The 26,142-nt window shown below is 62.6% G+C and carries 20 protein-coding genes and 4 tRNA genes; 3 read left to right on the forward strand and 21 right to left on the reverse strand.

What is annotated here, in order from left to right; all coding sequences use genetic code 11:
* Positions 1 to 167: 167 nt before the first annotated feature.
* From J3P89_RS19160 to leuC, 9 genes are all read right to left on the reverse strand, one after another.
* Positions 168 to 791, reverse strand: coding sequence for a phosphoribosylanthranilate isomerase (locus J3P89_RS19160; RefSeq protein ID WP_434569209.1), 624 nt, complete (start codon positions 789 to 791; stop codon positions 168 to 170).
* 63 nt (positions 792 to 854) lie between these two features.
* The gene (gene truA, locus J3P89_RS19165; RefSeq protein ID WP_434605041.1) at positions 855 to 1,679 is read right to left on the reverse strand and encodes a tRNA pseudouridine(38-40) synthase TruA; all 825 of its coding nucleotides are present in this window, start codon (positions 1,677 to 1,679) and stop codon (positions 855 to 857) included.
* A 285-nt stretch (positions 1,680 to 1,964) separates the two neighbouring features.
* Entirely contained in the window at positions 1,965 to 4,547 is a 2,583-nt protein-coding gene (locus tag J3P89_RS19170; RefSeq protein WP_434695291.1) for a FimV/HubP family polar landmark protein, read from the reverse strand.
* A gap of 208 nt (positions 4,548 to 4,755) precedes the next feature.
* Positions 4,756 to 5,766: an aspartate-semialdehyde dehydrogenase gene (locus tag J3P89_RS19175; protein WP_434673947.1), complete on the reverse strand. Its 1,011-nt coding sequence runs from the start codon at positions 5,764 to 5,766 to the stop codon at positions 4,756 to 4,758.
* Between the two features lie 246 nt (positions 5,767 to 6,012).
* Positions 6,013 to 7,125: an aspartate-semialdehyde dehydrogenase gene (gene asd, locus J3P89_RS19180; RefSeq protein WP_434569212.1), complete on the reverse strand. Its 1,113-nt coding sequence runs from the start codon at positions 7,123 to 7,125 to the stop codon at positions 6,013 to 6,015.
* Between the two features lie 54 nt (positions 7,126 to 7,179).
* On the reverse strand, positions 7,180 to 8,262 hold the full coding sequence (gene leuB / locus J3P89_RS19185) for a 3-isopropylmalate dehydrogenase (RefSeq protein WP_434695292.1): 1,083 nt from the start codon (positions 8,260 to 8,262) through the stop codon (positions 7,180 to 7,182).
* Between the two features lie 47 nt (positions 8,263 to 8,309).
* Positions 8,310 to 9,074 carry a class I SAM-dependent methyltransferase gene (locus tag J3P89_RS19190; protein ID WP_434695293.1) on the reverse strand — a complete coding sequence of 255 codons (765 nt, stop codon included), beginning with the start codon at positions 9,072 to 9,074 and terminating at the stop codon, positions 8,310 to 8,312.
* Between the two features lie 145 nt (positions 9,075 to 9,219).
* Positions 9,220 to 9,864 (reverse strand): 3-isopropylmalate dehydratase small subunit, encoded by a 645-nt coding sequence (gene leuD, locus J3P89_RS19195; protein WP_030142033.1) that lies wholly within the window; start codon positions 9,862 to 9,864, stop codon positions 9,220 to 9,222.
* A gap of 11 nt (positions 9,865 to 9,875) precedes the next feature.
* The gene (gene leuC, locus J3P89_RS19200; RefSeq protein WP_305495827.1) at positions 9,876 to 11,294 is read right to left on the reverse strand and encodes a 3-isopropylmalate dehydratase large subunit; all 1,419 of its coding nucleotides are present in this window, start codon (positions 11,292 to 11,294) and stop codon (positions 9,876 to 9,878) included.
* 157 nt (positions 11,295 to 11,451) lie between these two features.
* On the opposite strand from leuC, the gene J3P89_RS19205 reads away from it, so the two are divergent.
* Both J3P89_RS19205 and J3P89_RS19210 read left to right on the forward strand, forming a co-directional pair.
* Positions 11,452 to 12,342 (forward strand): LysR family transcriptional regulator, encoded by an 891-nt coding sequence (locus J3P89_RS19205; protein WP_434569215.1) that lies wholly within the window; start codon positions 11,452 to 11,454, stop codon positions 12,340 to 12,342.
* 67 nt (positions 12,343 to 12,409) lie between these two features.
* Positions 12,410 to 15,688 carry an EAL domain-containing protein gene (locus J3P89_RS19210; protein WP_434695296.1) on the forward strand — a complete coding sequence of 1,093 codons (3,279 nt, stop codon included), beginning with the start codon at positions 12,410 to 12,412 and terminating at the stop codon, positions 15,686 to 15,688.
* A gap of 219 nt (positions 15,689 to 15,907) precedes the next feature.
* On the opposite strand, the gene J3P89_RS19215 is transcribed toward J3P89_RS19210, so the two are convergent.
* The 11 genes from J3P89_RS19215 to uvrB all read right to left on the reverse strand — a co-directional run bounded on the left by J3P89_RS19215 (position 15,908) and on the right by uvrB (position 24,046).
* On the reverse strand, positions 15,908 to 16,360 hold the full coding sequence (locus J3P89_RS19215; protein WP_434569217.1) for an Hsp20 family protein: 453 nt from the start codon (positions 16,358 to 16,360) through the stop codon (positions 15,908 to 15,910).
* A 118-nt stretch (positions 16,361 to 16,478) separates the two neighbouring features.
* Positions 16,479 to 17,438: a tRNA dihydrouridine synthase gene (locus J3P89_RS19220; protein ID WP_434695298.1), complete on the reverse strand. Its 960-nt coding sequence runs from the start codon at positions 17,436 to 17,438 to the stop codon at positions 16,479 to 16,481.
* 109 nt (positions 17,439 to 17,547) lie between these two features.
* The gene (locus J3P89_RS19225) at positions 17,548 to 18,033 is read right to left on the reverse strand and encodes an acyl-CoA thioesterase (protein WP_434653014.1); all 486 of its coding nucleotides are present in this window, start codon (positions 18,031 to 18,033) and stop codon (positions 17,548 to 17,550) included.
* 45 nt (positions 18,034 to 18,078) lie between these two features.
* A complete protein-coding gene (locus tag J3P89_RS19230) occupies positions 18,079 to 18,912 on the reverse strand; it encodes an alpha/beta fold hydrolase (protein ID WP_434569220.1) in 834 nt (277 codons plus the stop codon).
* A 27-nt stretch (positions 18,913 to 18,939) separates the two neighbouring features.
* Positions 18,940 to 19,479 carry a TetR/AcrR family transcriptional regulator gene (locus J3P89_RS19235; RefSeq protein ID WP_305495839.1) on the reverse strand — a complete coding sequence of 180 codons (540 nt, stop codon included), beginning with the start codon at positions 19,477 to 19,479 and terminating at the stop codon, positions 18,940 to 18,942.
* A gap of 179 nt (positions 19,480 to 19,658) precedes the next feature.
* Positions 19,659 to 19,734, reverse strand: a tRNA-Glu gene (locus J3P89_RS19240).
* 76 nt (positions 19,735 to 19,810) lie between these two features.
* Positions 19,811 to 19,886 (reverse strand) — tRNA-Ala (locus J3P89_RS19245).
* A gap of 56 nt (positions 19,887 to 19,942) precedes the next feature.
* Positions 19,943 to 20,018, reverse strand: a tRNA-Glu gene (locus J3P89_RS19250).
* A 78-nt stretch (positions 20,019 to 20,096) separates the two neighbouring features.
* Positions 20,097 to 20,172 (reverse strand) — tRNA-Ala (locus tag J3P89_RS19255).
* A gap of 146 nt (positions 20,173 to 20,318) precedes the next feature.
* Positions 20,319 to 21,800, reverse strand: a complete 1,482-nt coding sequence (gltX, locus tag J3P89_RS19260; protein ID WP_434695300.1) for a glutamate--tRNA ligase — start codon at positions 21,798 to 21,800, stop codon at positions 20,319 to 20,321.
* 230 nt (positions 21,801 to 22,030) lie between these two features.
* Positions 22,031 to 24,046, reverse strand: coding sequence for an excinuclease ABC subunit UvrB (gene uvrB / locus J3P89_RS19265; protein ID WP_434569222.1), 2,016 nt, complete (start codon positions 24,044 to 24,046; stop codon positions 22,031 to 22,033).
* Between the two features lie 332 nt (positions 24,047 to 24,378).
* Between uvrB and J3P89_RS19270 the strand changes: the two genes are divergently transcribed.
* The gene (locus J3P89_RS19270; RefSeq protein WP_434695302.1) at positions 24,379 to 25,575 is read left to right on the forward strand and encodes an amino acid aminotransferase; all 1,197 of its coding nucleotides are present in this window, start codon (positions 24,379 to 24,381) and stop codon (positions 25,573 to 25,575) included.
* 254 nt (positions 25,576 to 25,829) lie between these two features.
* Here the strand turns inward: J3P89_RS19270 and J3P89_RS19275 are convergent, their stop codons facing one another.
* Positions 25,830 to 26,057 carry a hypothetical protein gene (locus J3P89_RS19275; RefSeq protein ID WP_305495845.1) on the reverse strand — a complete coding sequence of 76 codons (228 nt, stop codon included), beginning with the start codon at positions 26,055 to 26,057 and terminating at the stop codon, positions 25,830 to 25,832.
* Between the last annotated feature and the right edge of the window lie 85 nt (positions 26,058 to 26,142).

The following is a 26,142-nucleotide window of genomic DNA, read 5'->3' on the forward strand; positions in this document are numbered from 1 at the left end:
CGCGGTCAGCGCGAAACATGACCTGCGTCCAGCCCCACCATCCCCTGCCATCCCGACAACCGCTGCACGGCGATTGCCACTACGCTATCGGCCCGCCCGGAGGCGGCGCCTGCCTGCTTTGTACAGTGCAGGTATGGACGGCGGCAGTCTGCCAGCCGTCACATTGACTACTGGCTGCTGCGCACAGCGGCCATGAACGCGCGAATCTTTGCCGGATCCTTGAGGCCCTTGGCCTGCTCCACGCCACCACTGACGTCCACCGCATAGGGGCGGACCTGGGCAATGGCTGCCGCCACGTTGTCCGCCGTCAGGCCACCGGCGAGGATGATCGGCTTGGCAAGATCTTGCGGGACCAGCGACCAGTCGAACGCTTCGCCGGTCCCGCCGGGAACGCCCTCGACGTAGGTGTCCAGCAAGATCCCGCTGGCACCGGCAAAGGCCTCGCAAGCCGCGGCGATGTCGTCGCCGGCCTTGACCCGCAGGGCCTTGATATAAGGGCGATGCCAGCCTTCACAATCGGCTGGCGTCTCGTCGCCATGGAACTGCAACAGCGCCAACGGCACCGCATCGAGTATCTCGCCCAGCTCGCAACGGCTGGCGTTGACGAACAGACCGACCGGCGTCACGAATGGCGGCAAGGCCTGGATGATCGCCCTCGCCTGCTGCACCGTCACCGCCCGCGGACTCTTGGCGTAAAACACCAGCCCGATGGCGTCCGCCCCGGCCTCGACCGCCGCCAGCGCGTCCTCGACGCGAGTGATCCCGCATATCTTGCTGCGAACGACCGGCATGATGGGGAAAACCTCAGGCAATTCCATGGAAGTTCCGGATGGTAACAAATGCAACGGAAGGCGTCAGCCGTCGAGTTCCGAGAAGCCTGTCAGGAAATGTGGCCCGATGTAACGCTCCGGCAATTCGAACTCATCGTGATATTCCACCTGCACCAGGTACAGGCCAAACGGATGCGCCGTGACGCCTCCGGAACGACGGATGCGGCTTTCCAGCACTTCCTTGATCCACTCCACCGGTCGCTCGCCCGCGCCGATGGTCATCAGCACGCCGGCGATGTTGCGCACCATGTGATGCAGGAAGGCGCTGGCACGGATGTCGAGCACGATCATCTTGCCGTGACGGGTCACGCGCAAGTGATGCAGCTCCTTGATCGGCGATTTGGCCTGGCATTGGCCGGCGCGGAAGGCGCTGAAGTCGTGGACGCCGACCAGATATTGCGCGGCCTCGGCCATGCGTTCGACGTCCAGCGGGCGGTGGTTCCAGGTGATTTCTTCGTTCAGGTGCGCCGGGCGGATCTGGTCGTTGTAGATCACATAGCGATAACGCCGGGCGATGGCCTTGAAGCGTGCATGGAAATGCGCCGGCATGGCCTTGGCCCAACTGACGCTGACATCGTGCGGCAAGTTGATATTGGCGCCCATGACCCAGGCCTTCATCGAGCGCTCGACCTGGGTATCAAAATGCACCACCTGCCCGCACGCATGCACGCCGGCATCGGTACGCCCGGCGCAATGCAGCGACACGGGCGAGTCGGCGACTTTGGACAGGGCATTTTCAAGGGTTTCCTGCACCGTCAGGACACCGGAGGCCTGACGCTGCCAGCCGCGATAGCGCGAGCCTTTGTATTCAACGCCCAGGGCGATCCGGAAAAAGCCGTCAGCCGCCATTTCTGCGGCCGGGTTGTCTATGTTTGCCAAGGAATTACAGCCTGCTGAGGTACGCAAAGGCGGGCATTATAAGGCGGGCGGGGCGCGATGCCAGTGCAACCGGTGGTTCTGCGCTGGTTCTACTGGCGCTTTCGCGAGCAGGCTCGCTCCCACAGGGTTCTCTGAGCGCCGCAAAACCAATGTGGGAGCGAGCCTGCTCGCGAAAGCGCCCGCCCAGACACCATCCAACCCCTGCAAACAAAAACGGCAGCCTCACCGGCTGCCGTCTCTGTTTAACCAATCACCTCAAGCCAGGCGCGACAACATTTCCTGCGCTTCACTCTTCTGCGTGGCATCGCCTTCGTTGAGGACCTCGCCCAGGATATCCCGGGCGCCATCGTCGTCGCCCATGTCGATGTAGGCCTGGGCCAGATCGAGCTTGGTCGCCACTTCGTTGGTGCCGCTGAGGAAGTCGAAATCCGGCTCGTCGTCAGCAGTCGCCAAGGCATCATCGGCCGTGAAGGTCGGCTGACCGAGGCTGTCGGACAAACGATCCAGCTCGGCGTTGACATCATCCAGCTCGGATTCGAAGGCATCCTTGGGCTGGTCATGGGCATCCATTTCGTCCGCCAGGGACAGGTCGAAATCCGCCGGCAGCTCAAGATCGTCGGCCGGGGTGTCGTTCAGGGCCGGCGTTTCGGCGGCCGGGACGTCAAGACCCTTGAGGTCATCCTCCAGGCCCAGCAGGAAGTCGTCATCCTCCAGGGCGGGTGCCGGAGCGTCGGCGCCCAGGTCCAGGTCGAACTCCGACAGGTCGTCGAGGCTTTCGTTGGCCTCGGTCTGCTGCTTGAGCACCGACTCGAAACTCAGGTCATCGTCTTCCGGAAACGCGTCCAGTTCGTTGAGCGGCTCGGGTGCCGGCGCTGCGGGCGTAGTATCAAAGTCGTCCAGGCTCAGGTCAAAAGCGTTGTCGAGTTCTTCATCGGTCGCCGGCTTGTCTTCCAGCAGTTCCTTGACGTACTGCGCATCCAGTTCGGCAGCCACGGCTGCGGCTGCCAGGCCTGCGCCAGCGGCGACCGCCATGGCCGGGAAACGGCTCTTGAGCTGTTCGACCTGGGCGTAGTTTTCACCATTGGCGACCAGTTGACGTTCCTGGGCAACAAAGGCGTCTCGATCGCCCTGTTGGCCGTAGACTTCCATCAACTTCAGACGCAGATCGCTGCGCTGAGGCTCAGCCTTGATGCCTTGCTCCAGCAGATCGGCCGCCTGGTTCAAGCGACCGCGGTCGATGTGCGACTGGGCCTGAGGCAGCACGTCGTCGGAACGATCGGCGGCCGGGGCCACCAACGGTGCGGCAATGGGCGGCGTGACAATCACTGGCGCAATCACCGGAGCCGGCTTGGGCACTGGCGCCGGGGCTGGCTTGGGTTCGAGTTTTACGCTGGGTGGTGGAACCTCAATGCCCTCGAAGCTGCTCGGGGGCAGATCGAGCTCCGGGGAGAAGTCGGCCTCCTCCTCGAGGGCTCGGGCCATGCGCAGATGTTTCTCGGCTTCCTGCTGGGCCTTGCGGCGACGGGCAAGCAGCAACAGAAGCAGCAACAGGATCAATGCGCCACCGCCAATCAGCCCCAGGAGGATCGGATTGGTCAGCAGGTCGTTGTATTTCTTTTCATCGGAAGCGGCAGCTGTCGGCTCGACCGGTGCGGCGGGCGGCGTCGCTTCCGGGGCGGCCTCGGGTGCTGGTGTTGGCGCCGGTGGCTGCGCCGACGGCGTCGGGGTCAGCTCGGCCGACATCGTCGGGGTCGACTCGCCCGCAGGCGGTACAGCAGCGCCATCAGCCTGCATCTTCGCCAGTTGGTTGTTTTTCAGCTCGATCAGACGCTGCAGCTTGTCCAGTTGGCTCTGCAGGTCGGCCATGCGGCTTTTCAGTTCTTCGTTGTCGCGACGAGCCGCATCCAGGCTCTCCTGAGTCACTGCAAGCTGGTTGCTCAGTGCCTGGGCATCACCGGCAGCGCCCTTGCCCTTGGCGCCCGCCTTCGCCGACTCGGCGGAAACCAGGCTCAGGTTGTCGCGCGCGGCGGCCTGGGCTGGCGCGCCCTCGGCAGCGCCCCGCTTGGTCGCGTCCAACTGTTGCCGGCCGTTACCCGCCACACCCCGACGCCCCTGGCGCCAGGCGGCGTTCTGTGCAGCCACTTCGGCGATGGCCTGGGGTTGCGGCAGCGCCGTGCTCTGCACCGGATCCGGCAGGCGCAACACCTGGCCGGTCTTGAGCAGGTTGATATTGCCGTTGATGAAGGCGTTCGGGTTCAGCGCCTGAATCGCCAGCATGGTCTGTTGCACCGAACCACCGTTGCGCACCTTGGCGGCGATTTCCCACAGGGTGTCGCGCGGCGTGGTGGTGTATTGGGACGGCTTGGTGGCCCCGGTGACCGGTGTGGAAACCGCTTGGGACGGCTTCGCCCGCGCAGCATCGGCGGCCTGCGGCGAGAATTTGGACGGATCGAGCAGCACGCTGTAGTCGCGCAGCAAGCGGCCGTTGGGCCACATCACCTGCACCAGGAACTTGACCATCGGCTCGGACAGCGGCCGGCTGGACGTCACCCGCAGGACACTGCGGCCGTTGGCGTTGATCACCGGGGTGAAGCTCAGGTCATTGAGGAAGGCTTGGCGGTCAATGCCCGCCTTGGCGAACTCTTCGGGGGGAGCCAGGCTCGGCACGACTTCGGCGGCGGTCAGTTGCTGGACATCGAGCAGCTCGATCTCGGCGACCAAAGGCTGGTTCGGCGGCGACTTCAGGGTCAACTCCCCGAGCCCGAGCGCTTGCGCCATACCGGAGGACAGCGCCGAGGCGGCCGCTATTGCTAACACCAGTTTGCGAACTTGAACCATAGCCTCTTCCTTTGTTTGAACATTCCTCGGCCAGCGAGAAGGTGTTGATGCCGCTGCCGTAAGGCATTGCGCGCAGCCCCGAAGCGACGGCGCGCGCGATCGTTTCACTCATGCCCGAGGACGCCCCGTGGAGGAGGTTCGCCTTCAGCACTCTGGCCAAGCATAGCGCCCAGCTAGACTCATTCGACAAATTGTTGCCAAGTATCTTTTACAGCAAGTCTTTTATCAACAACTCAGCCACCTGCACGGCATTGAGCGCCGCGCCCTTGCGCACGTTATCCGCCGTCAGCCACAGATTCAGTTCCGCCGGATCGTCCACGCCACCGCGCACACGCCCGACATAAACCACATCCTGGCCGACCGCATCGCCCACCGGCGTCGGGTAGTCACCCGCCTCCACCAGCTCAATGCCGGGCGCCGCCTCCAGGGCCGCGTTGACCTTCGCCAGGTCAACGGCGCTCGCGGACTGTACGGTCACGCTAAAGCTATCGCCAAAAAACACCGGCGCTTGAATGCAAGTGACGGAAATCTTTAACAAAGGTTGCGCAAGCACTTGGCGCAGCTCGCGGACCAGGCGCTTCTCCAGCAGCGTATGACCCTGCTCATCCGGGACACCGACCTGGGCCAGCAGGTTGAACGCCATCTGCCGATCGAAGAATTTCGGCTCCAGCGGACGGGCATTGAGCAACTCGGCTGTCTGGCGCGCCAACTCGCTCACCGCTGCGCGCCCCTGGGCGGAGACGGCGAGACTGGCGGTCAGGCTGATGCGTTGCAGGTCCAGGCAATCGCGCAGCGGCGCCAGCACCACGGCGAGCGCAGTGGCCGAGGCGCTGGGGCTGCTGACCTGGAACGGTTTGCTCAGGCCAGCCAGCAACCGGGCGTTGGCCTCTGGCACGATCTGCGGCGCCTGCTCCGGCGGCAGCGCGCCGGAGAGGTCGATCAGCGCACAACCGGCTGCCGTGGCGCGTGGTGCAAAACTCAGGGTGACCGCCGGGCCGGCGGCGAAGAACACCAGTTGGACCTTGCCGAAATCGAATTCATCGACCTCGCGCACCCGCACGTTCTTGCCGCGAAACAGCACCGAGCTTCCCGCCGATTCGCTGCTCGCCAGCAGGTGCAGGGTGCCGATCGGAAAATCCCGCTCTTCGAGGATCTGCACCAGGGTTTCGCCGACAGTACCGGTGGCGCCGATCACGGCAATATCAAAGGACTGGCTCATGGGTCTACCTCAGGTAAAACGTGGGGAGCGGCACTTTACCGGGTGGTTGGCGGGCAAGCAATTGGACACAAGAGAACTCGTGGCGAGGGAGCTTGCTCCCGCTCGGTTGCGTAGCAACCGCCAGAATTTTGGGGCTGCTGCGCAGCCCAGCGGGAGCAAGCTCCCTCGCCACGGGGATTTCACCAAACCAATATAAAAAAACCCGTGCCTCTCGCAAGGCACGGGTTCTTCAACAGCAGCAACCGATCAACGCTCGAGCAGGATCCGCAGCATGCGCCGCAGCGGCTCGGCCGCGCCCCACAGCAGTTGGTCGCCGACGGTGAACGCACCGACGAACTGCGAGCCCATGTTCAGTTTGCGCAGGCGGCCCACCGGCACGTTCAGGGTGCCGGTGACCTTGGTCGGGCTCAGCTCTTGAATGCTGGTTTCGCGGTTGTTCGGCACCAGCTTGACCCAAGGGTTGTGCTGGCTGATCAGCCCTTCGATGTCGGCGATCGGCACGTCCTTGTTCAGCTTGATGGTCAGCGCCTGGCTATGGCAACGCATGGCGCCGATGCGCACGCAGATGCCGTCCACCGGGATCGGGCTCTTGAAGCGACCGAGGATCTTGTTGGTTTCGGCCTGGGCCTTCCACTCTTCACGGCTCTGGCCGTTAGGCAGTTCCTTGTCGATCCACGGGATCAGGCTACCAGCCAGCGGCACGCCGAAGTTCTCGGTCGGGTAGGCATCGCTGCGCATCGCCTCGGCGACCTTGCGGTCGATGTCGAGGATGGCGCTGGCCGGGTTGGCCAGGTCATCGGCGACAGCGGCGTGGGTCGCGCCCATCTGCTTGATCAGTTCGCGCATGTTCTGCGCGCCGGCACCGGAAGCCGCCTGATAGGTCATGGCGCTCATCCATTCCACCAGGCCAGCCTCGAACAGGCCACCCAGGCCCATCAGCATCAGGCTGACGGTGCAGTTGCCGCCGATGTAGTTCTTGGTGCCTGCGTCCAGTTGCTGGTCGATGACCTTGCGGTTGACCGGGTCGAGGATGATCACCGCGTCATCCTGCATGCGCAGGCTGGAAGCGGCGTCGATCCAGTAACCCTGCCAGCCGGCTTCACGCAGCTTGGGGAACACTTCGCTGGTGTAGTCGCCGCCCTGGCAGGTCAGGATCACGTCGAGGGTCTTGAGCTCTTCGATGCTGTAGGCATCCTTGAGCACACCGGTGTCCTTGCCCACGGACGGGCCCTGGCCACCGACGTTGGAGGTGGTGAAAAACACCGGCTCAATGAGATCGAAATCCTGCTCTTCCAGCATTCGCTGCATGAGCACGGAACCGACCATGCCGCGCCAACCGATCAGACCTACACGTTTCATCGCAACTACACCTATACAAAAGTGGGCCACCGTCGAAGCAGTGGGCCCGAAAGATTACAGATTCCGCAGCGCCGCGACTACTGCATCGCCCATTTGCTGCGTACCGACCTTGGTGCAACCTTGTGACCAGATGTCACCGGTGCGCAAGCCCTGGTCCAGGACCACGCTGACGGCTTTTTCAATCGCGTCGGCGGCATCGTTCAAGTTGAAGCTGTAGCGCAGCATCATCGACACCGACAGGATGGTCGCCAACGGGTTGGCAATGCCCTGCCCGGCAATGTCCGGCGCAGAACCGTGGCACGGCTCGTACATGCCTTTGTTGTTGGCATCCAGGGAGGCCGACGGCAGCATGCCGATGGAACCGGTGAGCATCGACGCTTCGTCGGACAGGATGTCGCCGAACATGTTGTCGGTGACGATCACGTCGAACTGCTTCGGCGCGCGCACCAGTTGCATCGCGGCGTTGTCGACGTACATGTGGCTCAGCTCGACGTCCGGGTAATCCTTGGCCACCTGCTCGACCACTTCGCGCCACAGTTGGCTGGACGCCAGCACGTTGGCCTTGTCCACCGAGCACAGCTTCTTGCCACGCACGCGGGCCATGTCGAAGCCGACCCGGGCGATACGGCGGATTTCGCTTTCGCTGTACGGCAGGGTGTCGTAGGCCTGGCGCTCGCCGTTTTCCAGCTCACGGGTACCGCGCGGGGCACCGAAGTAAATACCGCCGGTCAGCTCACGCACGATAAGGATGTCCAGGCCGGAGACGATTTCCGGCTTCAGGCTCGATGCATCGGCCAGTTGCGGATAAAGAATCGCCGGACGCAGGTTGCCGAACAGGCCCAGTTGCGCGCGAATCTTCAGCAGCCCGCGCTCGGGGCGGATGTCGCGTTCGATCTTGTCCCATTTCGGCCCGCCCACGGCGCCCAGCAGCACGGCATCGGCGGCACGGGCACGGTCCAGGGTTTCATCGGCCAGCGGCACGCCGTGCTTGTCGATGGCGGCGCCACCGATCACGTCGTGGCTGAGTTCGAAACCCAGGCCGTACTTGGCGTTCGCCAGCTCCAGGACCTTGACCGCCTCGGCCATGATTTCCGGGCCGATGCCATCACCTGGGAGAATCAGAATCTGCTTGCTCATGCTTTCCTCATTAACTGTCGGCGCCCTTGGGCTAGCCGGGAAAAATGCTATCGCTCGGCCCACAGCACCAGTACATCCGTACTGAACGATCCATCGGCCTCAATCTGAAAATATTCACGCACTTCATCGCCCATCGAGCGCTGCAGCTCGAGAATCGCCGCCCGCATTACCTCCGGAGTACGCATGCGCTCGACCCACGAACGGTATTCCAGGCGCAGACGCTGGCGCGAGGTGCTACGGGTGTGCAGCCCCGCGTCGCTGACCTGCTGCAACCACTCGGCAGCCGAATAGTCGCGCACATGGCTGGTGTCCCGCAGCACTTCGACGCTTTGCAGGTAGGTATCGAGCAGCGGCATGCCCGGCGACAGGATATCAATGAACGCCGCTACGCCGCCCGGCTTGAGCACCCGGCGCACTTCCCGCAAAGCCAGGCCCACGTCACTCCAATGATGCGCCGAATAGCGACTGAACACGAAGTCGAACTCGCCGTCGGCAAACGGTAGCCGCTCGGCGGCGCCACGTACCGTGCCGATATTGCCCAGGCCACGCTCGGCCGCCGCCGCGGCAACCACGTCGAGCATCTGCTGGGACAGGTCGTAGGCCACCACCTCACCGGCCAGCGGGGCTACATGGAAGCTCACATGCCCGGCGCCACAGCCCAGGTCCAGCACACGGGCATTGGCGTGACCGGCCAGCTCGGCCTGCAGCAGCGCGAATTCGGCGCCCTGGGCGTGCACGGCGCTGCTCAGGTAGGCCGAGGCCTGTTCGCCGAATTGCTTTTGTACGACTTGGCTGTGGGCGGTGCTGGTCATGGGGACTTCCTTTTGGGCTGTAGCCTTGTGATGTCAGCACCGCCGTCTTCGCGAGCGGGCTCGCTCCCACACTGGATTTGCGGCGTCCCTGTGGAGCGAGCCTGCTCGCGAAGAGGCCAGCACTGCTACATCAATTTCAGATCAATCAAGCATCACGAAACAACCAAGGCTGGCTCGCCCGGTGCTTGGCTTCGAACGCGGCAATCGCCTCGCCGTCCTGCAGGGTCAGGCCGATGTCGTCCAGGCCGTTGAGCAGGCAGTGCTTGCGGAACGCGTCGATTTCAAAACCCAGCACCTTGCCGTCGGGACGGGTCACGGTCTGGGCCGCCAGGTCGATCTGCAGTTGATAGCCAGGGTTGGCCTCGACCTGCTGGAACAGCTCGTCCACTTCGGCATCGCTGAGAATGATCGGCAGCAAGCCGTTCTTGAAGCTGTTGTTGAAGAAGATGTCGGCGTAGCTCGGCGCGATGATGCTGCGAAAACCGTATTCTTCCAAGGCCCATGGCGCGTGCTCGCGGCTCGAACCGCAACCGAAGTTCTCGCGGGCCAGCAATACGCTGGCGCCTTGGTACCGCTCGGCATTGAGCACGAAGTCCTTGTTCAACGGCCGCTTGGAGTTGTCCTGGTACGGCTGGCCCACATCCAGGTAACGCCATTCGTCAAACAGGTTCGGGCCGAAGCCGGTGCGTTTGATGGACTTCAAAAATTGCTTGGGGATGATCTGGTCGGTGTCGACGTTGGCACGATCCAAAGGCGCGACAAGACCGGTGTGCTGGGTGAAAGCTTTCATGCTGCGCTCCTTCAGATCAATTCGCGGACATCGACAAAACGGCCGTTGACGGCAGCGGCGGCGGCCATCGCCGGGCTCACCAGGTGCGTACGCCCACCAGCGCCCTGGCGGCCTTCGAAGTTTCGGTTGGACGTCGAGGCGCAGTGCTCGCCCGACTCCAGGCGATCCGGGTTCATCGCCAGGCACATCGAGCAGCCTGGCTCGCGCCATTCGAAACCGGCCTCGAGGAAAATCTTGTCCAGCCCTTCCGCTTCGGCCTGGGCTTTCACCAGCCCCGAGCCCGGCACCACGATCGCCTGCTTGATCGTCGAGGCAACCTTGCGGCCCTTGGCGATCACGGCGGCGGCGCGCAAGTCTTCGATCCGCGAGTTGGTGCAGGAACCGATGAACACACGGTCGAGCTGAATGTCGGTGATCGCCTGGTTGGCGCTCAGGCCCATGTATTTCAAGGCGCGGACGATGGAGTCACGCTTGACCAGGTCCATTTCCTTGGCCGGATCCGGCACGTTCTGGTCCACGGCCAGGACCATTTCCGGCGACGTGCCCCAGCTGACTTGCGGCTTGATCTGCGTCGCGTCGAGCTCGACCACGGTGTCGAACCTGGCGTCCGGGTCGGAGACCAGGTCTTTCCAGGCTTCGACCGCCATGTCCCATTCGGCGCCTTTCGGGGAGAACGGCCGGCCCTTGACGTATTCCACGGTTTTTTCATCGGCAGCCACCAACCCGACGCGCGCGCCGGCTTCGATGGACATGTTGCAGATGGTCATGCGGCCTTCGACGGACAAATCGCGGATCGCGCTACCGGCGAATTCGATGGCGTGGCCGTTACCGCCGGCGGTGCCGATCTTGCCGATCACGGCCAGGACGATGTCCTTGGCGGTCACGCCAAAAGGCAGCTTGCCCTCGACACGCACCAGCATGTTTTTCATTTTCTTGGCGACCAGGCACTGGGTAGCGAGCACGTGCTCGACCTCGGAGGTGCCGATACCGTGAGCCAGCGCACCGAAGGCGCCGTGGGTCGAAGTATGCGAGTCACCACAGACCACGGTCATGCCCGGCAAGGTCGCGCCCTGCTCCGGGCCGATCACGTGGACGATGCCCTGGCGGACGTCATTCATCTTGAATTCGACGATGCCGTATTCATCACAGTTGTCGTCAAGGGTCTGGACTTGCAGGCGCGAAACCTGGTCGGCGATGGCTTCGATGCCACCCTTGCGCTCCGGCGTGGTCGGCACGTTGTGGTCCGGGGTCGCGATGTTGGCATCGATGCGCCAAGGCTTGCGCCCGGCCAGACGCAGACCTTCGAAGGCTTGCGGCGAGGTCACTTCGTGAATGATGTGACGGTCGATGTAGATCAGCGCCGAGCCATCGTCGCGCTGCTTGACCAAATGCGAATCCCAGAGCTTGTCGTAGAGCGTTTTGCCGGCCATCAGACGGTTTCCTCATCAGCTTGTTTCTATGCCCTGGGTCCTGAGCGGATCAATAACCCCTTGGCTTGTGAGGCTGATGGTAAGAGGCTACATTAAATAACTCAAATTCATATTTTTCATGCTTTGCATAACCAACTGGAATCCGACCAGAAACGCCATGGATCTCGCCAACCTCAATGCTTTTATTGCCATTGCTGAAACCGGCAGTTTTTCCGGTGCCGGTGAACGCCTGCACCTGACGCAACCGGCCATCAGCAAGCGTATCGCCGGCCTCGAGCAGCAGCTCAACGTGCGCCTGTTCGACCGTCTGGGCCGGGAAGTGAGCCTGACCGAAGCCGGTCGGGCCCTGCTGCCACGGGCCTATCAAATCCTCAACGTGCTGGACGACACCCGCCGCGCCCTGACCAACCTGACCGGCGAAGTGACCGGGCGCCTGACCCTCGCCACCAGCCACCACATCGGCTTGCACCGCCTGCCACCGCTATTGCGGGAGTTCACCCGACGCTACCCCCAGGTGGCACTGGATATTCAGTTCCTGGATTCGGAAGTGGCCTACGAGGAAATTCTCCACGGCCGGGCGGAACTGGCGGTCATCACCCTGGCCCCCGAGCCCCACACGCTGGTACGGGCCACGCCGGTGTGGGACGACCCGCTGGATTTCGTGGTGGCGCCGGAACACGCCCTGCTGGAAAACAGCGCCGTCAGCCTGGCGGATATTGCCCTTCATCCGGCGGTTTTCCCGGGAGGCAACACGTTTACCCACCACATCGTGCAGCGGCTGTTCGAAGCCCAGGGCCTGACGCCGAACATCGCAATGAGCACGAATTATCTGGAAACCATAAAGATGATGGTGTCCATCGGCCTGGCCTGGAGCGTTTTGCCGCGCACGATGCTTGATGATCAAGTGGCGCGTGTGCCTTTGCCGGGCATACAGCTCAGTCGCCAGCTAGGCTATATCCTGCACACCGAAAGGACGCTGTCGAACGCTGCACGGGCTTTCATGGCTCTATTGGACGCACAAATCGATCTGCCAGGGACAAGGGCATAAGTTGTGCTACTCCTACAGGGCCATTACGCCTGCGCCTAACACCCAACCGCCCAAGGCCCGCTAGAGAATGCCCAAACCCGCCGACCATACTCCGCCCCTGCCGCGTATCCAGGCGCTCGACCCGAAACGGTCGGAGCAAAGCTGGGAAAGCGCGCCACAGTTGCTCGCCGCCCTGAACGGAGCGCGGCTGGGGGCCTGGTCGTGGGACATCGATACCGGCCAGATCAGCTGGTCCCGAGGCACCCAGGCGTTGTTCGGCTTCGACCCGCGCCAGCCATTGCCGGCGGACGTCGACTACCTCGACCTGCTGCTGCCCGAGGATCGGGCCAGGGCCGTGCGGGCCTTCCATGCAGCCGTGTCCGGCGTGCCGCTGGAACAGGCGATGCACCACCGCATCGTCTGGCCCGATGGCAGCCTGCACTGGCTGGAAATCAGTGGCAGCGTACTGCCTGACAAGCACGGTCGCCCGCGCATGATCGGGGTGATCCGCGAAATCACCCACCAGCGCGAACGGGAACAGGCGCTGCGCAGCTCGGAGAAACGCTTCGCGACACTGTTCCACCTGTGCCCGAACATGGTCCTGCTGACCCGCCAGGAAGATGGGCTGATCAGCGAAGCCAACCAGTATTTCGAAAGCCTGTTCGGCTGGCCGGTCCACAATGTGATCGGCCGCACCACCCTGGAACTGGGCCTGTGGGTCGACCCCACGCAGCGCGCCAAACTGGTGGAGGCCACCAAGGCCAAGGGCGAGCTGGTGAGCATGGAAGTGCAATTCCGCGCCAGTAACGGCCAGGTCCACAACGGTATCCTCAGCGCCCAGAAAGTCGAACTCGAAGGCCAGCCTTATTTACTGAGCACCTTCCTCGACACCACCGAACGCAAACTTGCCGAACAGGCCCTCAAGGACAGCCAGGAGCGCCTGGACCTGGCCCTCGACTCGGCGCAACTGGGTACCTGGGACTGGCACATCCCCAGCGGCATGCTCTACGGCTCGGCCCGGGCCGCGCAGCTCCATGGCCTGGAGCCCCAGGCGTTCCACGAATCGTTCGATGCGTTTTTCGAGGGCGTGCCTACCGAAGAACGCAACAACATGCGCAACGCCTACCGCAGCCTGCGTGAAGGCCCGGCGGGCAATTACCAGCTGACCTACCGCGTGCAACTGCCGGACGGCAGCTCGCGTTACCTGGAAAGTCGCGCCCGTCTCTACCGCAACGACGACGGCAGCCCGCTGCGCATGGCCGGCACCTTGCTCGACATCACCGACCAGGTGGAGCGCGAACAGAGCCTGGCGGCTTCGGAAGAAAAATTCGCCACGTTGTTCCAGGTCAGCCCCGATCCGATTTGCCTAACCCACCAGGACGACGGCACGTTCCTGGAAATAAACTCCAGTTTTACCCAGACATTCGGCTGGGCGGCCAATGATGTGCTGGGCCGCAGCGCCGACGAGATCGGCCTGTGGGAAGCTTCGGGCAGCAGCCTGCAGCGCATCGAACGGGTCATCCGCGAGCAGTCGCTGAGCAATGTCGCCATCGTCGTCCACCACAAGAACGGCCAGCCGCTGACCTGCGTGATCTCCAGCCGGCAGATCAGTGTCGGCAACCAGCCCTGCATCGTCACCACCCTGCGGGACATCACCCAGCAACAACGCTCCGAAGCGGCACTGAAAGCCAGCGAGGAAAAATTCGCCAAGGCATTCCACTCCAGCCCCGACGCGATCACCATTACCGAATGCGAAAGCGGCCGCTACCTTGAGGTCAACGATGGCTTCTGTCGCCTGACCGGTTACCGCGCCGACGAAGTCATCGGCCATACCGTCTACGAGGTCGGCATCTGGGCCGAAGAAAAGCAACGGACGGCGCTGCTCGCCGAATTGCAGCTCAAGGGCCGCGTTCTCCACCAGGAAATGCTCGGGCGCAACAAGCGCGGGGAAATCCTCACGGTGGAAGTATCGGTCGAGCCCATCACGCTCAACGAAACCGCATGCCTGCTGCTGACCGCCCGTGACGTGAGCCTGCTGCGCAACGCCGAGGCGCAGATCCGTCACCTCGCCTATCACGACCCGCTGACCAACCTGCCCAACCGCGCGCTGCTGCTGGACCGGCTCAGCCAGCAGATCGCCCTGCTCAAGCGCCATAACCTGCGCGGGGCGTTGCTGTTCCTCGACCTCGACCATTTCAAGCACATCAATGATTCGCTCGGCCATCCGGTTGGCGACACGGTGCTGAAGATCATCACCGCGCGCCTCGAAGCCAGCGTGCGCCTCGAAGACACCGTGGCGCGCCTGGGCGGCGATGAATTCGTCGTGCTCCTCAGCGGCCTGGAAGGCACGCGTAGCGCGGTCAGCCAGCAGGTGCAGACCCTGGCCGACACCCTTCGCGAACTGCTCTCCGAGCCGATGTTTCTCGATGGGCAACGACTGCAAGTCACCCCCAGCATCGGCATGGCGCTGATACCGGACCACGGCTCCACGCCCACTGACCTGCTCAAGCGCGCCGATATCGCCCTGTACCGCGCCAAGGATTCGGGACGCAATACCTCGCAGATGTTCCACGCCACCATGCAAAAAGCCGCCAGCGAACGGCTGCGCATGGAAACCGACCTGCGCCAGGCCCTGGCTCGCAACGAGTTCAGCGTGCATTTCCAGCCACAGGTCGATGCCCGGGACAACCGCATCGTCGGCGCCGAAGCGCTGGTGCGCTGGCATCATCCGGACCTGGGCGCGCAATCACCCAATGAGTTCATCAAGGTGCTGGAGGACAGCGGCCTGATCCTGGAAGTCGGCACCTGGATCCTCGACGAAGCCTGCGACGGCTTCAAACAACTGATCGCCAAGGGCAAGGTCGACCCCCGACGGTTCAAACTGTGCGTGAATATCAGCCCCCGGCAGTTCCGCCAGAGCGACTTCGTCGAGCGCATCGAAACCAGCCTCGCCAGCCATGGCCTGCCCTATTCCCTGTTGAAGCTGGAGATCACCGAAGGCATCGTGATCCACAACCTGGACGACACCATCGGCAAGATGCGCCGCCTGAAGAAATTGGGGGTGAGCTTTGCCATGGACGACTTCGGCACCGGTTATTCATCGCTGACTTACCTCAAGCGCCTGCCGGTGGACACGCTGAAAATCGACCAGTCGTTCGTACGTGACGCCACCAGTGACCCCAACGACGCCGAGATCATCCGCGCCATCGTCGCCATGGCCCGCAGCCTGAACCTGGAAATGATTGCCGAAGGCGTCGAGACGCTGGAGCAATTGAAGTTCCTGCAGGGGCTCGATTGTCATTTGTACCAGGGTTACCTGCACAGCCGGCCGTTGCCGCTGGAGGCGTTCGAGCGGTTGTTGCCTTAGCCGTGCCGGAGAGCTTTTTGTGGCGAGGGAGCTTGCTCCCGCTGGGGTGCGCAGCAGCCCTGAAACCTGCCACTTCGGTGTATCAGGTCGGTTTGAGTCGTACCATTTGGGGCCGCTTCGCGACCCAGCGGGAGCAAGCTCCCTCGCCACAATTTATCCTTCACTGCTTGCCAAGACAAAAAAGGGCGCCATTCGGCGCCCTTCTTCAACTGCGATGCATCAATTTTCCAGCGCGGCTTGCTGTTGCGCACCGTTGATCGGGATGCGCTTGGCTTTCGCCTCTTCCGGCACCACACGCAACAGGTCGATGCTCAACAGACCGTTGCTCAGGCCGGCGGATTTGATCTCGATATGATCCGCCAACCGGAAGGACAGCTTGAACGCACGCTGGGCGATGCCCTGGTGCAGGAAGGTCACGCTGTCGTTGCTGGCCTCGCGCTTGCCGCCGCTGATGGTCAGCACACCTTTTTCCACTTGCAGGTCCAGGTCCTCTTCGCGGAAACCGGCGGCGGCGACTACGATGCGGTATTCGTCATCGCCATGTTTTTCCACGTTGTAGGGTGGATAGCTGCTGCCCGGTTCGTTACGCAGGGCGGTTTCGAACAGGTCGTTGAAACGGTCGAAGCCCACCGAGGAACGGAACAGAGGGGCCAGCGAAAATGCAGTACTCATGATTCAAATCTCCTGAAAGTTCAGCAAGGTTTTTTGTCTCCGCGACCCGAATTCGGCATCGCGTACTCCCTATCTAGGGACCACCAAATACTTTTCAAGAGCTTTTCCGGAAATTTTTTCAGGCCGCTTCCGTGCGCTGCACACCCAGCAAACGACCCACTGCGTCCAGGTCGGTTTCCCGGCGCAGGGCACTGAACAGCTCGACCGCCTCGGGGTAGTTGCGGGTCAACATCGCCAGCCACTGCTTCAACCGACCGGGTGCCTGGCGTGGCGTCAGTTGCTCGACCACCTGCACCCAGAAGTCCTGGAGCATCGGTTGCAGTTCGGTCCAGGACATCTCGACCACCTCCTCGCCGGCCCGGGCGGCGGCGATCTGCCGGGCCAGGTCAGGGCGGGAAACCAGGCCGCGGCCGAGCATGATGTCTTCGACCCCGCTGATTTCCCGGCAACGACGCCAGTCTTCCACGCTCCAGATATCGCCGTTGGCGAACACCGGTACCTTGACCACGTCCTGGACCCGCGGAATCCATTCCCAGTGGGCCGGCGGCTTGTAGCCATCAACCTTGGTCCGCGCATGCACGACGATGTGCGCCGCGCCGCCCTCGGCCAGGGCCGTGGCGCAGACCAGCGCACCGTCCGGGCTGTCGAAGCCCAGGCGCATCTTGGCGGTGACGGGGATGTGTTTCGGCACCGCGCGGCGGACATGCTCGACGATCTGGTTGAGCAGTTCCGGCTCCTTGAGCAACACCGCCCCGCCTCGGGATTTGTTCACGGTTTTGGCCGGGCAACCGAAATTCAGGTCGATGACTTCCGAGCCCAGCTCACAGGCCAGCGCCGCATTCTCCGCCAGGCACACCGGATCGGAACCCAACAACTGCACCCGCAACGGCACTCCGGCAGCCGTCCTGGCACCGGCCAGCAGTTCAGGGCCGAGCTTATGGAAATAGGCCGGCGTGAGCAGACGGTCGTTGACGCGGATGAACTCGGTGACACACCAGTCGATACCGCCAACACGGGTCAGGACGTCCCGCAGGATGTTGTCGACCAACCCCTCCATGGGCGCCAGGGCAATTTGCATGGAAAACACACTCAACGAAAAAACGTGCGGCAGTTTAGCGGATTTTGCTCACCTATCCGGCATTCACCACAAAACCTGTGGGAGCGAGCCTGCTCGCGAAAGCGGTGGGTCAGCTTGCAAAGCTGTTGGATGTACCGCCGCCTTCGCGAGCAGGCTCGCTCCCACAGGGGTTCAGCGCCACTGCGTAGCCCTCGATAAACTCCGGCGGCATGCGCTTGGGCCTGCCGGTGGACAGTTCGATGCAGACAAAAGTGGTCTGGGCGCGCAGCAATGTGGCGTTATCACTGGGGCGAACCAGTTGAAAGTGCCGGGTCATTTTCAGCCGCTGGTCCCAGTCGACGATCCAGGTCGCCAACTGCAATTCGTCGCCTTCATAGGCCGCCGCCAGGTAATCGATCTCATGCCGCACCACCGCCATGGCCCGGTCAAGCCGGCGGTACTCCACCAGGTCCAGGCCCAGGCGCTGGGAATGGCGCCACGCGCAGCGCTCCAGCCAGGTAACGTACACCGCATTATTGGCGTGACCCAGCCCGTCGATGTCTTCGGCATTCACTTGAAGATCAATGATGAACGGCGTTGCCCGATCCCAGCCCATGCCCGTCTCCTGGTCGAATTTGGATCGGCGCAGTGTACCGGAAGCTCAGGCCGATTGCCGCGCCTGCAGGCTGCGTCCGGCCAGCAGTGATAACACACCATCAATGACCCGGGGATCGGCCAGTACCCGTTGATGCCCGCCCTGGCCCAGGCGCAGCAAGCGGCTGTCGAACCAGGCTTCATGGATCAGTTGTGATTCCTTGACCGATACCGACGTATCGTCCTCGGCGTGGACAATCAAGCCCGGAATATCCAGCTGATATTGCGCGACATCCATCTTCGAAGCCTGCATGCCGACGTCCTGCTCCACCTGGCGAATAAAGGCCGAACGCGCCCTGGGTGGCAACCCCATCATCCGCGCGAAGCCACGCAGGACGCCGAGGATACGCGCCGGCGCGGCGATGCTGACCAGTGTCTCGGTCCGCAACCCAAGCTGAACCGCCAGCATGGCACTGGCGCCGCCCATGGAGTGGCCGATCACTGCTTGCAACGGCGGCAACTCGGCTGCGGCTTCGAGCATCGCCCTGGCGAACAGCAGCACATTGGCCTCGCGACCCGGCGAGCGACCATGAGCCGGCCCATCCAGCGCCACCACCGTATAACCGGCCTCCACCAGCGCGTTGATCAGTGCCGCGAACTGCGTCGGGCGCCCTTCCCAGCCGTGCATCAGCAGCACCGCCGGGCCTTTGCCCCAGCGCAACGCAGACAGGCCGAAGCGCAAGGTGATGCGCTCGGACGAGGCCAGCAATGGCAGCTCCCAGTCCCGCGGCGGCAGGGCCCGAGGACTCATGAACACCCTGCGCATTTGTTTCGCTACCAGGCGCGGGGCTATCCGGCCAAGCGTGCCATTGACACCACGAATCCAGCTCAACCTGTCCATGCTCATCTCCAGGGCTTGCGCCTTAGCTCAGCGCACCGCCGACTTGGCGGCGCGCAGCAAACGATCCGATAACTCGCCCGGGCCCAACGCCCGGGCCAGGGCCAGGCCGCCGACCATCAAGGCGATGTCGGCCAGGGCTTTATCCGCATCCTCGGGGCTGGCGGCCAACTGCGCGACCATCAGCTCGATATGCTCACTGAGAACCTCACGAAACGCGTCCGGCAGTCGCCCGAGCTCGCCGACCGAGGCCGGGATCGGGCACGCCTGCTCGGTGGAATCACGATGTTTGCGCGACAGGTAGAACGCCGCGACCAACGCGCGCCGCTCTTCGCCTGTCAGCTCGGCATCCATGTCGGCGATCAGGCCACGGCGGCGATTGAGCAGTTGCTTGAACGCCTCCAGCATCAAGGCGTCCTTGCTTTCGAAGTGGGCATAAAAACCGCCCACCGTCAGCCCTGCCGCGCCCATCACCTCGCCCACGCTCGGCTCGGCCGGCCCGCGCTGGATCAGCGCATCGCTGGCGGCCTTGAGAATGCGTTCACGGGTTTGTGCTTTTTTATCGCTCATCGTTGCCTCCGAATATTACGATTGAAATATTATTCTCATAATAATTTTCCGCAAGCGAAATTTTCACCGCTGGTCGGAAGGATTCATCGAGGATAAGGGAATTGGCTGAACGCCAGACAAACAAAAGGGCCATTCAAGAATTGAATGACCCTTATAAAATCCCGCAGAGCGGGTAATCGTGGCGTCCCCTAGGGGACTCGAACCCCTGTTACCGCCGTGAAAGGGCGGTGTCCTAGGCCACTAGACGAAGGGGACACAAACCTTCTGAACATGATCAGCGCTGAGAACTGATCGCTTCAAGGCCGGTGTGGCCAGACCTCGAAGTGTAAATTGGTGGAGCTAGACGGGATCGAACCGTCGACCTCTTGCATGCCATGCAAGCGCTCTCCCAGCTGAGCTATAGCCCCGGATTTTTCGCCTCGCGGCGGAGCGACATCCTGCTGCAACATCGCTTCTGTAAAACTGGCGTCCCCTAGGGGACTCGAACCCCTGTTACCGCCGTGAAAGGGCGGTGTCCTAGGCCACTAGACGAAGGGGACGCAAACCCTTCTAACATCTGATCAACGCTGAGTGTTGATCGCTTCAAGGCCGGTGTGGCCAGGCCTTGAAGTGTAAATTGGTGGAGCTAGACGGGATCGAACCGTCGACCTCTTGCATGCCATGCAAGCGCTCTCCCAGCTGAGCTATAGCCCCTCATCGCTGAGGACGGGGCGAATCTTAAGGGCGTATCCGAGGGCTGTCAAATTTATTTTCAACAAAATTGAAAATTTTTTGCCGGGATAACAATCACTTACCGACAAACCCCGGAAAACCGGGGTATGCCTTGTTCCATCGACCGCTCAGGCAATCGCGCCCAGCAGTTTTTCCCACTCCTTGTTCTCCTTCTTCGACACGCCACCGAGCAGATCAATGGCCTGGCGCAGACGGAAACGGGTCAGGTCCGGCCCGAGGATTTCCATCGCATCGAGCACCGACACCGAGCTCGCCTGGCCGGTGATCGCGGCAAACATCAGCGGCATCGCATCGCGCAATTTCAGCTCCAGGTGTTCAACCACCGCCTGGATGGTCGCGGTGATGCTGTCCTTTTCCCACTGGCGCAGGCTTTCCAGCTTCCACAGGATCAACTGCATCAACTGCCGCACCTGATCGCCAGAGAGTTTCTTCGATTCGAACAGCTTCACATCCGGGGTCACGCCGCCGGCAAAAAAGAACCCGGCCAATGGCGCGATCTGGCTGAAGGTCTCTACCCTGCCCTGCACGTGCGGGGCGATCTTCATCATGTACTCGGGGTTGAACGCCCACTTCTGCACCCGCGCGGCAAACTCTTCCACCGGCAGGTCGCGCAGCCACTGGCCGTTGAGCCAGGACAGCTTCTCGACGTCGAAGATCGGCCCGCCCAGGGAGACGCGGGACAGGTCGAAGTGCTCGACCATCTCCTCCAGCGAGAACTTCTCCCGCTCGTCCGGCATCGACCAGCCCATGCGGCCCAGGTAGTTGAGCATCGCCTCGGGCATGAAGCCCATGCGCTCGTAGAAGGTCACCGAGGTCGGATTCTTGCGCTTGGACAGCTTGCTCTTGTCCGGGTTACGCAGCAGCGGCATGTAGCACAACTGCGGTTGCTCCCAGCCGAAGTACTCATAGAGCAGGATCAGTTTCGGTGCCGAGGGCAGCCATTCTTCGCCGCGCAGCACATGGGTGATGCCCATCAGATGGTCGTCGACCACGTTGGCCAGGAAGTACGTCGGCAGGCCGTCGGTCTTCATCAGCACTTGCATGTCCATGCGGTCCCACGGGATCTCGACATCGCCACGCAACATGTCCGGCACCACGCAGACGCCCTCGCTCGGCACCTTCATGCGGATCACATGAGGCTCGCCCGCGGCCAGGCGACGGTCGACTTCTTCCTTCGACAGCAGCAGCGCACGGCCGTCGTAGCGTGGGGTCTCGCCCCGGGCGATTTGCTCGGCGCGCATCTGGTCCAATTCTTCGGCGGTGCAGAAGCAAGGAAACGCGTGGCCCATGTTCACCAACTGCTGGCAGTACTGCTTGTAGATCTCGCCACGCTCGCTCTGGCGGTACGGACCGTGCGGCCCGCCGACGTCCGGACCTTCGCTCCAGTCGATGCCGAGCCAGCGCAGGGCGTCGAATATCTGCTGTTCCGACTCGCGGGTCGAACGCAATTGATCGGTGTCCTCGATCCGCAGGATGAACTCACCGCCGTGCTGCTTGGCAAAGCAATAGTTGAACAAGGCGATGTAAGCGGTGCCGACATGGGGATCGCCAGTAGGCGAAGGCGCGATGCGGGTACGGACGGTGGTCATGGCATGTCTCGGAAAGAATATAAAAGCGAAGATGAAACAGGGGGCGAATGGTAACAGGCGATGGTGGGGGGGCTCCAGTGAGCGCAGGATTTGTGTGGCAGTCGTCCGACCGAGTCGCGGCCATCGCGAGCAAGCTCGCTCCCACAGGGAACCAGGTTGTCCGGGCTGGACACGGTCCAATGTGGGAGCGAGCTTGCTCGCGATGAGGTCCTAGGCATCGCCACAAAACCTCAGACAGTCAGTAACCGCTCACGCAACTTGCCAATCTCGTCACGCAACTGCGCCGCAGCTTCGAACTCCAGGTCCCGGGCGAGCTGGTACATCTTCTCTTCCAACTGCCGGATACGCTTGGTGATTTCGCTCGGCGAGCGCAGTTCGGCTTCGTAGCGGGCGCTCTCTTCGGCGGCCTTGGCCATGCCCTTGCGCTTTTTGCTGCGCGAACCGGGCACGGTGGCGCCTTCCATGATGTCGGCGACATCCTTGAACACGCCCTTGGGCGTGATGCCATTGGCCAGGTTGAACGCGATCTGCTTGTCGCGACGGCGTTCGGTCTCGCCGATGGCGCGCTCCATCGAGCCGGTGATGCGATCGGCATACAGGATTGCCCGGCCGTTGAGGTTACGCGCCGCGCGACCGATGGTCTGGATCAACGAGCGCTCGGAGCGCAGGAAACCTTCCTTGTCCGCGTCGAGAATCGCCACCAGCGACACCTCGGGCATGTCCAGGCCTTCGCGCAGCAGGTTGATCCCCACCAGCACATCGAAGGTGCCCAGGCGCAGGTCGCGGATGATCTCGACCCGCTCCACCGTGTCGATGTCCGAGTGCAGGTAACGCACCCGCACGCCATGGTCGGCGAGGTAATCGGTGAGGTCTTCGGCCATGCGCTTGGTCAGCGTGGTCACAAGCACCCGCTCCTCCACCGCCACGCGCTTGGTGATCTCCGAGAGCAGGTCATCGACCTGAGTCAGCGCCGGGCGCACCTCGACCTGCGGGTCCACCAGCCCGGTCGGCCGCACCACTTGCTCGACCACCCGCCCGGCATGCTCGGCTTCGTAGTTGCCGGGCGTGGCCGAGACGAAAATCGTCTGCGGGCTCACGCCTTCCCACTCGTCGAAGCGCATCGGCCGGTTATCCAGCGCCGAGGGCAGGCGGAAGCCATATTCCACCAGGGTTTCCTTGCGCGAACGGTCGCCTTTGTACATGGCGCCGACCTGAGGCACGCTGACGTGGGATTCGTCGATCACCAGCAGGGCATCGGCCGGCAAATAGTCATACAACGTGGGCGGCGGCGCACCCGCCGGACGACCCGACAGGTAGCGCGAGTAGTTCTCGATGCCGTTGCAGTAGCCCAGCTCCAGGATCATTTCCAGGTCGAACCGGGTCCGCTGCTCCAGACGCTGGGCTTCCACCAGTTTGTTGTTCGAACGCAGGTATTCCAGGCGTTCCTGCAACTCGGCCTTGATGCCCTCGATGGCGCCCAACAGGGTTTCCCGCGGCGTCACGTAGTGGCTCTTGGGGTAGAACGTGAAGCGTGGCAGTTTGCGGATCACCTCGCCGGTCAGCGGATCGAACGCCGAGATGCTCTCCACCTCGTCATCGAACAGCTCGATACGAATCGCTTCCAGGTCCGATTCGGCCGGATAGATGTCGATCACATCGCCGCGCACCCGAAACGTGGCCCGGGCGAAGTCCATGTCGTTGCGGGTGTATTGCAAGTCCGCCAGGCGCCGGAGCAAGGCGCGCTGGTCGAGTTTGTCGCCACGATCCACGTGCAGGACCATTTTCAGATAGGTTTCCGGGCTGCCCAGACCGTAGATGCACGACACCGTGGTGACGATGATGGCGTCCTTGCGCTCAAGCAACGCCTTGGTCGCCGACAGCCGCATCTGTTCGATGTGGTCGTTGATCGAGGCGTCCTTCTCGATGAAGGTGTCCGACGAAGGCACATAAGCCTCGGGCTGGTAGTAGTCGTAGTAGGAGACGAAATACTCGACCGCGTTGTTCGGGAAAAACGCCTTGAACTCGCCATACAACTGCGCCGCCAGGGTCTTGTTCGGCGCCAGCACCAGGGTCGGCCGCTGCACCTGGGCGATCACGTTGGCGATACTGAACGTCTTGCCCGAGCCGGTCACACCGAGCAAGGTCTGGTGCGCCAGCCCGGCCTCGATGCCTTCCACCATCAGGCGGATGGCTTCCGGCTGGTCGCCGGCGGGCTGGAAGCGAGTGACTAGCTGGAATTCAGACATGACATAACCCCTGGGTTCACTCCCGTCGGCCAGGCGACAGGAACGAGAAAGACCGAAACGACTGACGTCGCCCGAGGAAAAAGCTGGAATGCACACAATGTGGAGGTGATTGCCTTCGCTTTCAAGACGAACGTCCTACACGCCTTGCAGACTTTGACGCTGCGAAGGGACTAACGGTCGAAAAAAATCGAAAATACTTACGCTAAACGCCGAATAGCCTGTCGCCCTGTCCGGTGATGGCCTCTATACTAGCTCCCCGTTTGTGCACCGCTCTAGTGCATTCGGCTGGAGCGCGACACGTCCTCTCACCCTCCATTCAGAGCCGCGCAATAATGAGCCTGTTTTCCGCTGTCGAATTGGCACCACGCGACCCCATCCTGGGCCTCAACGAAGCTTTCAACGCCGACCCCCGTACCAATAAGGTCAACCTGGGCGTGGGTGTTTACTGCAACGAGGAAGGGCGCATTCCGTTGCTGCGCGCCGTGGTCGAAGCCGAGACGATTCGCGTGGCTCAGCATGTTTCTCGCGGTTACCTGCCGATCGACGGCATTGCCGCCTATGACCAGGCAGTCCAGACCCTGCTGTTCGGCAAGGATTCCCCGCTGATCGCATCGGGCCGCGTCATTACCACCCAGGCCGTGGGCGGCACGGGCGCACTGAAAATCGGTGCCGACTTCCTCAAGCAATTGCTGCCAGACGCGGTCGTGGCCATCAGCGACCCAAGCTGGGAAAACCACCGCGCGCTGTTCGAAACCGCCGGTTTCCCGGTGCAGAACTATCGTTACTACGACGCCGCTACCCACGACGTGAACCGCAGCGGCCTGCTGGAAGACCTCAACGCCCTGCCCGACCGTTCGATCATTGTGCTGCATGCCTGCTGCCACAACCCGACCGGCGTGGACCTGAGCCCGGAAGACTGGAAAAACGTCCTGGCCGTGGTCAAGGCCAAGAACCACGTGCCGTTCCTGGACATGGCCTACCAGGGCTTCGGCAAAGGCATCGACGAAGACGCGGCGGCCGTGCGCCTGTTCGCCGAGTCGGGCCTGACCTTCTTCGCCTCCAGCTCGTTCTCCAAGTCGTTCTCCCTGTACGGCGAGCGTGTCGGCGCGCTGTCGATTGTCAGCGAGTCGAAGGAAGAAAGCACCCGCGTGCTGTCCCAGGTCAAGCGCGTGATCCGCACCAACTACTCCAACCCGCCGACCCACGGCGCCAGTATCGTCGCCGCCGTCCTCAACAGCCCTGAGCTGCGCACACAGTGGGAAGAAGAGCTGGCCGAAATGCGCCTGCGCATTCGTGGCATGCGTGAGCAGATGGTCGACATGCTGGCCAAGGCCGCGCCGCATCACGACTTCAGCTTCGTCGCCCGCCAGAGCGGGATGTTCTCCTACTCCGGCCTGACCGTTGAACAAGTGACCCGCCTGCGCAACGAGTTCGGCATCTATGCCCTGGACACCGGCCGCATCTGCGTGGCCGCGCTGAACCAGAACAACATCGATGCGGTGACCAAGGCCATCGTCCAGGTGATCTGACGCTCGATGAAATGAAAAACGGGAAGCCTTCGAGCTTCCCGTTTTTTTTTCGGTTGAATCCGCCCCCCCGTGGCGAGGGAGCTTGCTCCCGCTGGGCTGCAGAGCAGCCCCAAAATCAGCCACCGCGGGATATCAGCCTGGTTGGTTGGAACAGCCTGGGGCTGCTTCGCAACCCAGCGGGAGCAAGCTCCCTCGCCACAAAAGCGGGCCAGAAAAGGCAGGCCACAAAGCAGCGAACGAAATGCTCGTCGAGCCTACAGCTCCGTCGCCCGCTGGCTCGCCGCATCGTCGTAGATGACATACAACGACTCGGCGACCTGGCTCTTGATCGCCTTGGTACTTTCGAGCCCCAGGACAAAACCCTCGGCCTTGCCACCGGCGCGGTTCAGTTCTTCGGGGGTGCTGGCCTGGGTGATGGCGTCGTACAGCTTTTCAGCGTGAGGGCCCACGCCCTTGGGCAGACTGATCTGGGCGGTGCTCACAGGAACACCTCGGCGCAATCGATTGTGTGAAGTGGTAACAGATGGTTCATGGCGCGTCCCTTGATGTCGGCGAATGGCCGGCAGC

The sequence above is a fragment of the Pseudomonas sp. Z1-14 genome (assembly GCF_051132005.1).
Classification (GTDB): domain Bacteria; phylum Pseudomonadota; class Gammaproteobacteria; order Pseudomonadales; family Pseudomonadaceae; genus Aquipseudomonas.